The organism is Nonomuraea sp. NPDC050643 (genome assembly GCF_040654715.1).
In the GTDB taxonomy this organism is placed as follows: domain Bacteria; phylum Actinomycetota; class Actinomycetes; order Streptosporangiales; family Streptosporangiaceae; genus Nonomuraea.
Map to the genome: position 1 here is coordinate 192,064 of NZ_JBFAIM010000019.1, position 11,182 is coordinate 203,245.

Annotated in this window: 9 protein-coding genes; 7 read left to right on the forward strand and 2 right to left on the reverse strand. The window is 73.4% G+C overall.

Going from position 1 to position 11,182, the window contains the following annotated elements; genetic code table 11:
- The first annotated feature begins 24 nt into the window (after positions 1–24).
- Both AB0I15_RS26670 and AB0I15_RS26675 read left to right on the forward strand, forming a co-directional pair.
- Positions 25–492 (forward strand): MarR family transcriptional regulator, encoded by a 468-nt coding sequence (locus AB0I15_RS26670; protein WP_358100866.1) that lies wholly within the window; start codon positions 25–27, stop codon positions 490–492.
- Positions 489–1,253 carry an SDR family oxidoreductase gene (locus AB0I15_RS26675; RefSeq protein WP_358100869.1) on the forward strand — a complete coding sequence of 255 codons (765 nt, stop codon included), beginning with the start codon at positions 489–491 and terminating at the stop codon, positions 1,251–1,253. The genes AB0I15_RS26670 and AB0I15_RS26675 overlap by 4 nt, the downstream gene beginning before the upstream one ends.
- A gap of 236 nt (positions 1,254–1,489) precedes the next feature.
- On the opposite strand, the gene AB0I15_RS26680 is transcribed toward AB0I15_RS26675, so the two are convergent.
- Both AB0I15_RS26680 and AB0I15_RS26685 read right to left on the reverse strand, forming a co-directional pair.
- Positions 1,490–2,833 carry a 6-phospho-beta-glucosidase gene (locus AB0I15_RS26680; protein ID WP_358100873.1) on the reverse strand — a complete coding sequence of 448 codons (1,344 nt, stop codon included), beginning with the start codon at positions 2,831–2,833 and terminating at the stop codon, positions 1,490–1,492.
- Positions 2,834–2,843: 10 nt separating this feature from the next.
- On the reverse strand, positions 2,844–3,608 hold the full coding sequence (locus AB0I15_RS26685) for a DeoR/GlpR family DNA-binding transcription regulator (protein WP_358100876.1): 765 nt from the start codon (positions 3,606–3,608) through the stop codon (positions 2,844–2,846).
- Positions 3,609–3,750: 142 nt separating this feature from the next.
- On the opposite strand from AB0I15_RS26685, the gene AB0I15_RS26690 reads away from it, so the two are divergent.
- Genes AB0I15_RS26690 through AB0I15_RS26710 form a run of 5 tightly spaced genes read left to right on the forward strand, consistent with a single transcriptional unit; the run spans position 3,751 to position 11,138 of the window.
- Positions 3,751–5,238, forward strand: coding sequence for a PfkB family carbohydrate kinase (locus AB0I15_RS26690; RefSeq protein WP_358100879.1), 1,488 nt, complete (start codon positions 3,751–3,753; stop codon positions 5,236–5,238).
- A 4-nt stretch (positions 5,239–5,242) separates the two neighbouring features.
- Complete coding sequence (locus tag AB0I15_RS26695; RefSeq protein WP_358100882.1) at positions 5,243–6,625, forward strand: extracellular solute-binding protein; 1,383 nt, start codon at positions 5,243–5,245, stop codon at positions 6,623–6,625.
- A gap of 2 nt (positions 6,626–6,627) precedes the next feature.
- Positions 6,628–7,506 (forward strand): sugar ABC transporter permease, encoded by an 879-nt coding sequence (locus AB0I15_RS26700; RefSeq protein WP_358100885.1) that lies wholly within the window; start codon positions 6,628–6,630, stop codon positions 7,504–7,506.
- Entirely contained in the window at positions 7,503–8,303 is an 801-nt protein-coding gene (locus AB0I15_RS26705) for a carbohydrate ABC transporter permease (protein WP_358100888.1), read from the forward strand. Before AB0I15_RS26700 ends, AB0I15_RS26705 begins: the two co-directional genes overlap by 4 nt.
- Before the next feature lie 15 nt (positions 8,304–8,318).
- The gene (locus tag AB0I15_RS26710) at positions 8,319–11,138 is read left to right on the forward strand and encodes a sugar-binding protein (protein WP_358100891.1); all 2,820 of its coding nucleotides are present in this window, start codon (positions 8,319–8,321) and stop codon (positions 11,136–11,138) included.
- The last annotated feature ends 44 nt before the right edge of the window (positions 11,139–11,182 follow it).

Consider the following 11,182-nt stretch of genomic DNA (forward strand, 5'->3'; position numbering starts at 1 on the left):
CATGGCAGCAAGCCGAGGAGAATCGTGACGCCGGACACGCCGGACGCCGTCGAGCTGATGATCATGATGCGCGCTCTCAACGTGGAGAGCGACCGGTTCATCGAGCGCTTCGCCACCCTGCACGGGCTGCACCGCACCGACCTGAACGCCCTCGTGGTCATCCTCGACGCCGACCGGGTCGGCCGGCCGCTGACGCCGGGCGCGCTGGGCATCGCGCTGCACCTCAGCCCGCCCGCCACGACCGCGCTGATCAACCGGCTCGAGCAGGCCGGCCACGTCGAGCGGCGGCGCAGCACCACCGACCGCCGCAAGGTGGAGGTGGTCCTCAACGAGCAGGCCGCCCAGCTCGCCCGCCACTTCTTCACCCCGCTGGCCCGCCACCTCACCAAGGTGATCGACGCCTTCACCCCCGAAGAGCGGCGGGTCATCGGCCGGTTCCTGGAGAGCAGCATCAAGGCCAACACCGCGGCCAGACTGGAGGCCGGCGAGTGAGCACGATCGTCATCACCGGCGGGACCCGCGGCCTCGGCTTCGGCCTGGCGCAGTCCCTGCTGGAGCGCGGCCATCAGGTGGTGGTCTGCGGGACCGACCCGGAGCGGGCCGAGCAGGCGGGGGCGGAGCTGGGCGGCATCATGTCCCGGGCGGCCGACGTCGCCGACCGCGAGCAGCTCCAGGCACTCTGGGAGGCCGCCACCGCGCGCTACGGCCGCGTGGACGTCTGGATCAACAACGCGGGCGTCTCACAGACCCGTGAGCCGTCCTGGCTCCTGCCCGCCGACCAGGCCCGCCGCGTCGTGGACGTCAACCTGCTCGGCGTGCTCAACGGGTGCGCGGTCGCGATGGCCGGCATGGCCGGGCAGGGCGGCGGCCACGTGTGGAACATGGACGGCCTGGGCGGCGACGGCCGCGTGGTGCCCGGCCTCAGCGTGTACGGTGCCACCAAACGGGCCGTCGCCTACCTCACCACGGCCCTGGCCAAGGAGGTGCCCGACGGGGTGGGCGTGGGCCTGCTCAGCCCGGGGATGGTGGTCACCGACCTGCTCACGTACGGCTACTCCGACGCCGAGCGCAGGCGTGCCGCCAAGATGCTGTCGATCCTGGCCGACCGCGTGGAGACCGTGGCGCCCTGGCTCGCCGAACGGGCGATCGCCCAGGCCCGCAACGGCGCCCGCGTCCGCTGGCTCACCCCCGCCAAAATCGCCTACCGCTTCGCCACCGCCCCGTTCTCCCGCCGCGACATCTTCACCCCCTGAGCCCCTCGGAACCCGGCCCGCGCTGCTTCCGGCCGGAATCCGTGGACCGTCCCGAGTGGCGAAGCGCCGGTCTCACGTGGAGAATTCGTGACGGCGGCAACGACGCGCCGCGCGTCGGCGTTCCTTGATCCAGGCCGGGGTGCCCGCCGGCGATCCTCGGCACGGACGCGGCCATGCCGTCGTCCCGTCCTTCCTTCCGCGCCCCAGACCGGGCACGTAGTGGGCAGGCGGGTGGGTCAGGTGGGGAAGACGGTGGCCAGTTCCGGGATGTGGGCGCGGTAGCCGTCGAACAGCCTGTGCGCCGTGCCCACCGAGTCCACCAGCGGGTGCAGCGCGAACGCCGCCACCGCCAGCCGGGACGACCCCGACAGCGCCGCCTCGATGACCGTCTGCTCCACCGCCTTGACCTGCTGCGCGAGCCCCAGGAACCGGCTGGGGAGAGGACGGGTGGCCAGGGCGCGGACGCCCGAGCCGTCCACCGCGCACGGGATCTCGACGACCGCCTCCGCCGGCAGGCCGGGGACGGCGGCGCCGTTGCGGACGTTGAGGATCATGGTGGCGGTCTCGCCCCGGGCGATGGCGGCCATGAGCGCCAGCGCGATGCCCTCGTAGCCGCCCGCCTCCAGGTCGGCGGCGTCCCGCTCGCCCGCGTCGGTGACGTCGCGCGCCTCCGCCATGTACGACGCGTCGCGCTCCTTGCGCGCCCGGTCCCACTCGGCCAGCGCCCGGCCGGGCCGTTCGCGCACGGCGGCGTAGAAGCCGTCCTGCTGGGTGCGCAGCGACTCCCCCCGCGGGGTCCGGCCGGAGATCGAGGCGACGGCCTCCCGGGTGAAGTAGTAGTAGTACAGGTATTCGTTGGGCAGCGCCTCCAGTGTGCGCACCCAGTCGGCGCCCAGCAGGCGGGCCTCCTCGACCCGCCGCAGCGCCTCGTCGTCGGCCAGCAGCCGGGGCAGCACGTCGCGCCCCTCGTACGTGAGCCCGCGCAGCCAGCCGAGATGGTTGAGCCCCACGTAGTCGGGCGACACGCGCGCCGGGTCGAGCCCCAGGGCGGCGGCGGCCCGGCGGATCAGCCCGATGGGCGAGTCGCAGATGCCGATCACGCGGTCGCCGAGCACGCCCCGCATGGCCTCGGTGATCATCCCGGCGGGGTTGGTGAAGTTGATGACCCACGCCCCCGGCGCGAGCGCCGCCACCCGCTCCGCCACGCGCACCGCGACCGGCACCGTACGCAGCCCGAACGCGATCCCGCCCGGCCCGGTCGTCTCCTGGCCGAGCAGGCCCAGGTCGAGCGCGACCCGCTCGTCCGCCGTCCGGCCCGCGAGCCCGCCGACGCGGATGGCGGAGAAGACGAACGTGGCGTCGCGCAGCGCGGTGTCCAGGTCGGTGGTGGTCCGCACCGCGGGCGGGTCGTCGTGACCGGCGGCGAGCTGGGCCAGGACGCGCTCGATGACCTCCAGCCGGTCCTGCGACACGTCGTGGAGCACCACCTCCTCCACCCGGGGCCTGGCCCGATCGCGCAGCAGCGCGCCGTACACCAGCGGCACCCGGAAGCCGCCGCCGCCCAGAACGGCCAGTCTCATCTGAGTCCTCTCACGTGAGCAGCACCTCGGCGCCGGCGGCCGCGCAGGCGCGCAGCGTGGCCGCGTCGGCGCCGTCGTTCGTGACGATCATGTCGATGTCCTCGGGCCCGCACACCCGCAGGGCCCCGGTGCCGGGGAACTTGTGCCGGTCCACGAGCAGCACCACCTGTCCGGCGGCGGCGATCATCGCGCGTTTGAGGGGCACCTCGGCGAGCGTGGTGTCGACGAGTTGCCCGTCGGGGCGTACGCCGCTGGCCCCTAGGAACACGCGGTCGGCGACGACCTGGCTCAGCGCCGCCTCGGTCAGCATCCCGACGAGCGAGTGGTAGGGCCTGCGGACCATGCCGCCGAGCAGCAGCAGCTCGACCTCCGGGTCGGAGCGCAGCACGTCGAGCACGGCCAGGCTGGAGGTGACCACGGTGACGCGGCGCCCCCGGAGCCGGCGGGCCAGGCACATCGTCGTCGTGCCGATGTCGAGCAGGATCACGTCGCCGTCGGCGACCAGCAGCGCGGCGCGGGCGGCCACGGCCTCCTTGTCGTGCCCGTCGGTGGCCGCCACCTCGGCGAAGGGCCGGACGGCGTCGGCGTCGGCGAGCGTGCCCGCCAGGGCGCCGCCGCGCACGCGCCGCAGCGTGCCGTCGCGGTCGAGCACCTCGAGGTCCCTGCGGATGGTGGACGGGCTCACGCCGAGCTGACTGGCCAGATCCTGGACGCTGGTGGCGCCTGACGCGCGGACGCGGCGCATGATCTCGGCATGCCTGAGGCGCTGGAGCACGGCCGGAGTCTACCAGTCAATATCGCGCAGAAGTAAGCAGAAAGGAGCAACTTGCTTCGAATACTCGCGTGAAACACTTGAAGTGCGCGAGCAAACGTGCAAGATTGCGCACATCTCGGTGTGTCGAGGAGGACTCATTCCCGTGTCTGTCCAGGCGTACGACCCTCTCGCCGGCGAACGGACCCCAGAGGGCCCGCAGTTCGACGTCTTCCTGGCCGGAACCGTCTTCCTCGACATCATCTTCACCGGCCTGCCCGCGATGCCCGCCGCCGGAACCGAGATCTGGGCCGAGGGCATGGGCTCGTGCCCCGGCGGCATCGCCAACCTGGCGATCGCGACGAGCCGCCTCGGGCTGCGCACGTCGCTGGCCGCCGCGTTCGGCGACGACGACTACGGCGACTTCTGCTGGCGCACGCTCGAGGAGCAGGAGTCGGTGGACCTGACCAGGTCGCGGCGTTTCCAGCACTGGCATTCGCCGGTGACGGTGTCGATGGCGGTCGACCGCGACCGCAGCATGGTCACGCACGGCCATCCGGCGCCCATGGCCGCCTCCGAGATGATCGGCTCGCCGCCGCGGTCGCGGGCGGTGATCGTGACGCTGTCCGGCGAGGAGCCGCTCGGCGTGGCCGGCGACGGGGCCGGCTGGGCCGAGCTGGCGCACCGCAACGGCGCCCTCATCTTCGCCGACGTCGGCTGGGACCCGTCGGGCGTGTGGTCGCGCTCGCTGCTCGACCAGCTCGCGGTCTGCCACGCGTTCATGCCCAACGCGACCGAGGCCATGGCCTACACCGGCACCGACACCCCGCGCGACGCCCTGTACTCGATCGCCGACCGGGTCCCCCTGGCCGTGGTGACCGACGGGGCCAACGGCGCGATGGCGATCGACTCCTCGACGGGTGAGGAGGCGTTCGTGCCCGCGCCCCGGGTGACGGCGCTCGACCCGACGGGTGCGGGCGACGTGTTCGGCGCGGGCATCGTGCTGGGCACGCTGTCGAAGTGGCCGCTGGCCGACCGGCTGGCGTTCGCCGGGGTGTGCGCGGCGCTGGCCGTGCAGCAGTTCGGCGGCTCGCTGGCCGCACCCGGCTGGGGCGACATCGCCGACTGGTGGCACGAGGTGCGCGCCTCGGCCCGGCACAGCGGCGCGTACGGCAGTTCGCTGGCCCGCCGCTACGCCTTCCTCGACCGGCTCGTGCCGACGGTCCCGGTCGGCGCGGTACGCCGCGCGGCCGCCACCATCGCCCGCTACGCCGACGTCGGCATCGCTCCCCCGGCCCAGACGAGACGACCGGGCGACGACCCCGCCACGGCTCCCCACCCTCCCGCGAAACGCCCGCCGGAAGAGACCGGCAGACCGCCCGCGAAGCGACCGGGCGCCGACTCCGGCGGACCCCCCGCCGAACGACCGGGCGACGAAACCGGCAGAGCGCCCGCGCAACGGCCGGACGCCGGCGGAGCGTCGTCGGGACGGCCGGGCGGCGAGGCCCGCGGAACGTCGTCGGGACGGCTCGGCGAGGACGCCGGCATGGTGTCCGCTGGTCCGGGGCAGCGTGCGGGCGAGAACGCCTCACGGCCTGAGGGCCCCGAGGACGAGGACCCGGACACGCCTCGCGTGCCTGTGCAGAAGGAGTGACGCCATGACCCCCCCGACGCGACGGCCACACCGTTCCACGACACTGGCCGCGCTCGCCGCCGGCGCGGCCCTGCTGGCCGCGTGCGCGCCAGGCTCCTCGGCACCGCCCGCCGCCACGAGCGCGCCCGCGAGCGCCTCCCCGGTGCGCACCGACGCGGCCGCCCTGGGCAACGTCACGCTGACCGTGTGGGACCAGGAGGTACGCGGCGGCCAGGCCGCCCAGATGAAGCAGCTCAACGCCGCGTTCGAGGCCAAATACCCCAACATCAAGCTCAACCGGGTCTCCCGCTCCTTCGACGACCTCAACACCACCCTGCGCCTGGCGCTGAGCGGCAACGAGCCGCCCGACGTGGTGGAGGCCAACAACGGCCGCTCCTCGATGGGCGCGTTCGTGAAGGCCGGTCAGCTCCGCCCGCTGGACCCCTACGCGCAGGCGTACGGGTGGAAGGAGCGCTACCCCGACTCGGTGCTGAAGTACTCCCGCTACAGCGCCGACGGCAAGCTGTTCGGCGAGGGCAACCTGTACGGCCTGCCCCAGGTCGGCGAGGTCGTCGGCGTCTTCTACAACGCCGCCAAGCTGAAGTCGCTCGGCCTGCGGCCGCCCGCGACGTGGGCCGAGTTCGAGTCCGCGCTGGCCAAGGCCAAGACGGCCGGCGAGGTGCCGCTGCAGCTCGGCAACCTCGACAAGTGGCCGGCCGTGCACGTGTTCGGCACGGTGCAGAGCCGGAGCGTGCCCGCCGACCAGATCGCCACGCTGGCGTTCGGCCGCAAGGGCGCCTCCTGGAACACGCCCGAGAACGTCAAGGCGGCCGAGCAGCTCGTCGGCTGGGTGGACCAGGGCTACTTCAACAAGGGCTTCAACGGCCAGGGCTACGACGCGGCCTGGCAGGCGTTCGGCAAGGGCGAGGGCGTCTTCCTGATCGGCGGCACGTGGCTGCTGGCCGACCTGCAGAAGGCCCTGGGCGAGAACCTGCGGTTCATGCTGCCGCCGGGCGCCACGGCCGGCGCGCCGCCGGTGGCGACGGGGGGCACGGGGCTGCCGTTCGCCATCACGGCCAAGAGCCCCAACCCGGACGCGGCGGCGGCGTACATCGACTTCATCACCAGCGCGGACGCGATGAAGGTGCTCACCGACACGGGCAACCTGCCGGTCGCCGACACCGGCGCGCAGAGCGTGCCGGAGGGGCCGCAGAAGGACGTCTTCACGGCGTTCGGGACGGTGACCGGGAAGGACGGGCTGGTGCCGTACCTCGACTACGCCACGCCGACGTTCGCCGACACGCTGGGCGCGGCGCTACAGGACCTGCTGGCCAAGAAGGCGGCTCCGCAGGAGTTCCTCGGAACGCTGGAGAAGGACTACAAGACCTTCGCCGAGAGCAACGGCTGAGGATGACCCATCCTCCGGGGGAGCCTCGCCGCGTCGCCTACCTGTACATCCTGCCCGCCTTCGTCATCTACGCGGCGTTCCTGCTCTACCCCATCGGCCGGGCGGTGCAGATCTCGCTGTACGACTGGGACGGGCTGTCGCTCGGCCGCTGGGCCGGGCTGGACAACTACGTGGCCATCGTCGCGGACGAGGGGCTGCGGGCCGCGTTCGCGCACGCCCTGGTCCTCGTCGTGTTCTACGCGGCCGGGCCGCTGGTCATCGGGCTGGCGCTGGCCGCGGTCCTCAACCACGCCAAGGTGCGCGGGCTCGGCTTCTTCCGCACGGTGGTGTTCCTGCCGCAGGTGATCGCCATGGTCGTGGTGGCCGTGGCGTGGCGGCGCGTGTACGCTCCCGACGGCACCCTGAACTCCCTGCTCAGCGCCCTGGGCCTGGACTCGCTGACGCGCGGCTGGCTGGGCGACTACACCTTCGCGCTGCCGGCGGTCGGCGTGGTCGGCACCTGGTTCGAGAGCGGCCTGGTGACGGTGCTGCTGCTGGCCGGGATGAGCCGCATCCCCTCCGAGCTGTACGAGGCGGCGCGGCTGGACGGCGCCGGCGCCGTGCGGGAGTTCTTCGCGGTCACGCTGCCGTCGGTGCGCGGGGAGATCGCGGTGGCGCTGACGCTGACCGTGATCGCCGCGCTGCGCACGTTCGACCTGGTGTACGTCACCACGCGCGGCGGCCCCGGCGACTCCACGTCGGTGCCGTCATACGAGGTCTACCACCGCGCGTTCGGGCTCGGCCAGATCGGCTCGGCGGCGGCCGTCGGCGTCACCCTCACCGTCGTCATCTTCGCGATCTCGTTCGGGATCAACCGCTTCGCGGACAGGGGGGTCTCGTGATCTCGCGCGGGGAGCGGGTGGCCAACTACGTCATCCTGTCGGTGTTCGCCGCGTTCGCGCTCTACCCGATCGTGGTGATCCTCGCGGCCGCGCTCGGCCCCGCCGACAGCGGCGGCACGGCCGGGCTGGGCAACTTCGCTGCGGCGTGGGAGATCGGCCGGTTCGGCGACTATCTGCGGACGAGCCTGATGGTGTCGGTGTTCGTCGTGGTCGTCAGCGTGGCGCTGTCGATCATGAGCGGGTACGCGTTCGGCACGATGCGCTTCCGCGGCCAGTCGGTGCTGTTCTACCTGTTCATGCTCGGGATCATGATGCCGAGCGAGGCCATCGCGGTGCCGCTCTACTTCGACCTGCGCGCGCTCGGGCTGATCGACACGTTCTGGTCGATCACGCTGCCGCAGGTGGCGTTGTCGGTGGCGTTCGGCACGTTCTGGATGCGGGCGTACTTCCGGGCCGCCAACCGGGCGATCGTGGAGGCGGCCCGCATCGACGGCGCGTCGAGCTGGCGCATCCTGTGGCAGGTGCTGCTGCCCCCGGCCAGGCCCGCCGTGGTCACGCTGATCGTCCTGGTCTTCATGTGGACGTGGAACGAGTTCCTCATTCCGCTGATCATGGTGACCAGCGAGTCGCTGCGGACCGCGCCGCTGGGGCTGGCCTTCTTCCAGGGCCAGTACACCTCGGGGTTCACGCTGCTCGCCGCCGGTTCGGTCATCGTCGCGACCCCGGTCGTGATCTTCTACCTGTTCCTCCAGCGTCACTTCGTCCGCGGGCTGCTCCAGGGGGCGGTCCGCGAGTAACCCCCCGGAGGTTCGATGCGTACCAGAGCGATCCTGCTGGCCGCCGCCGTGGCGCTGGCTCTCATGCAGGCCCCGGCGGCGGCCGGTGAGCCGGCGCCGGCGCCTGTCGATCTCGACGCGCTGTTCGTCGGCGCCCACCCCGACGACGAGGCGTTCAGCCTGTCCACGCTCGGCCAGTGGAACGAGGACCACGACGTGCGCACCGGCGTCGTCACCGTCACGCGGGGCGAGGGCGGCGGCAACGCCGTCGGCCCCGAGGAGGGCCCGGCGCTCGGCCTGCTGCGCGAGGCCGAGGAGCGGACGGCGGTCGGGAAGGCCGGCGTGAGCGAGGTGTTCAACCTCGACGACGTCGACTTCTACTACACGGTGAGCGCGCCGCTGACCGACCAGGTGTGGGGCGGCGACACCCTCGAGAAGGTCGTCAGGATCGTCCGCCGGACCCGGCCGGAGATCCTGCTGACCATGGACCCGGCTCCCACGCCCGGCAACCACGGCAACCACCAGCAGGCCGCCCGGCTGGCCATCGAGGCCTTCTACGCGGCGGCCGACCCGAAGGCGTTCCCGGAGCAGATCAGCCGTGAGGGGCTGCGCCCGTTCGCGCCCGCGCGGCTGCTGACCGGCGGCGCGCGCGGCACCTCGCAGGTGGGGCCCGGCTGTGCCGCGACGTTCCGCCCGGCCAACGCGGCGCAGAACGTGTTCGGGGTGTGGAGCGGGCGCGCCTCGCCGAGCCGGAGCACGACGTGGGCGGCCGTCGAGCGCGACGCGCAGCGCACGTACGCCTCCCAGGGCTGGGCCGGCTTCCCCGACGTGCCCTCGGATCCGGCACAGCTCGGCTGCGACTTCTTCACGCAGGTGGACGCCCGGGTGCCGTTCCCCGAGCCGGGCTCGGCGGCGGCCGCCGCGCCGACGGCGATCCTGGACGGCGCGCTGACCAGGGCGAGCGGGACCGTGCCGCTGGGCACCCGCCTGGAGCTGCGGACCGGCTCGTTCGACGTCCGTCCCGGCGAGGCGTTCACCGTCACGGTCACCGCGACCGCGCCGCCGCGCGAATCCCTGGGCCGCTCGTCGGTGGCGCTGCGCGTCCCGGCCGGCTGGCAGGTCCGCGGCTCCGGTGACCTCGGCCGGCTCGGCGCGGGGCGAACGGGGTCGGCCACGTTCAAGGTGACGCCGGGCGAGGGCGCTCGGGCCCGGGTGGCGGCCACACTGACCACCGAGAAGGGCAGCGGCCACACCGACCGGCAGGTCGAGGTGAGCCCGGCCGTACGAGGACAGCAGCAGCTCCTGCCCCAGGTCGCCCAGTACGAGAAGTGGACCACCGACGTCGGCGTGCCGCACCTGCGCGGCCTGGTCACCCCCGTGCTCACGCTCCCGTCGGGCGGCTCGCGCGAGGTCGGCGTCGTGGTCACCAACATCAGCGGCGCCACCCGCTCCGGCACCGTACGGATCGGCCTGCCCGCCGGCTTCACCGCCGACCGCGTCGAGGCCCCCTACCGCGACCTGGCGGCGGGCGCCTCGGCGACGGTGCCGTTCACCGTCACCAACGCCGACCCCACGCTCAAGACCTCCAACGAGGGCGGCGACTACGCCTACACCGTGACCGTGGACGGCACGGTCACCGGCCGGCCCGCGCTCGAACTGGTCCCCGCCGCCACCCTCGCGCGGGCGCCCGCCGCCCCGGCGGTCGACGGGGCCGAGGGCGACGGCGAGTATCCGGGGCCCGCGCTGGACGTCTCCCGCCTGTGGGAGGGCACCGCGTGCTCGTCGGCGGCCGACTGCTCCGGCACGGCCAAGGTGAGCTGGCACGACGACACCCTGTACCTGCTGGTCCACGTCAAGGACGACGTGCTCGGCACCCGGCTGGCCGCCTCGGACTGCAAGCGGCACTGGCGTACGGACGCGGTGGAGGTCGCCATCGACCCGCGCGGCACCTCGGAGAACACCTCCACGACGTTCAAGGCCGCGGTGCTGCCGGTGACGGCCGAGGGCCCGCCGTGCCACCTGCGCGACGCCGACAACCGCCAGGGCCCGGGCGAGTCGACGGCACCGGGCATGCGGATCGCCTCGAAGGTGTCCGCCGGGGAGTACGCCGTGGAGATGGCGATCCCGATGGCGGCCCTGCCCGGTGCGGTCGATCCCGCGCACCTGGGGCTGAACATCCTGGTGTACGACTCCGACACCCAGGACAAGACCGGCCAGACCCGGATCGGGTGGTCGACGTGGGGCGGGGTGCAGGGCGACCCGTACCGGTGGGGCGTCGCCACCCTGCCCGGCTACGAACCGCCCGCCGACCGCCCGGCCACCCCGCCGGTGATCCCCGACGCCGCCCTGTCCAGCCTGGACTCCCCGCAGTCACTGGAGCAGGCCGTCCGCGTGGGCGTCCCCCTGGCCGGCGGCCCGGCGGCAAGAGACTCGGAAAGCGGCCGAGTAACCGCAGCCCGGCCCACCCAGACCGGCGCCCAGGACGGCGAGCAAACCGACGCCGAGACCAGTGCCCGAACCGACGTCCAGACCGGCGCTCAAACCGACGTCCAGACCGGTGCCCAGCCCGGTAGCAAGGGCAACGACCAGGCCGCCGGGCAGGGCGGTACCCAGGGTGGCGGGCAAGGGGCGGTGAGGGTGACGTTGCGGGCGGCCTCCGGCGGCACGGCGCACCTGTTCGTCCGTGACGCCCAGGGCACGGCGGGCAGCCGGGTCGTGACGATCCCCCGCAAGGGCACCACGACCGTGACCGTCCCCCTGACCCGGGCGCTGTCCGGCGGGGCGGCCGTCCTGGCCGGGTGGCAGGCCCCGAGCGGCGGCACCACCGCTTCCCGTGCGCCTATCAACGGAAGGTGAACCTCAACCCGGCTCCCGGCTCCCGGAACCCGGGAGCCGGGAGC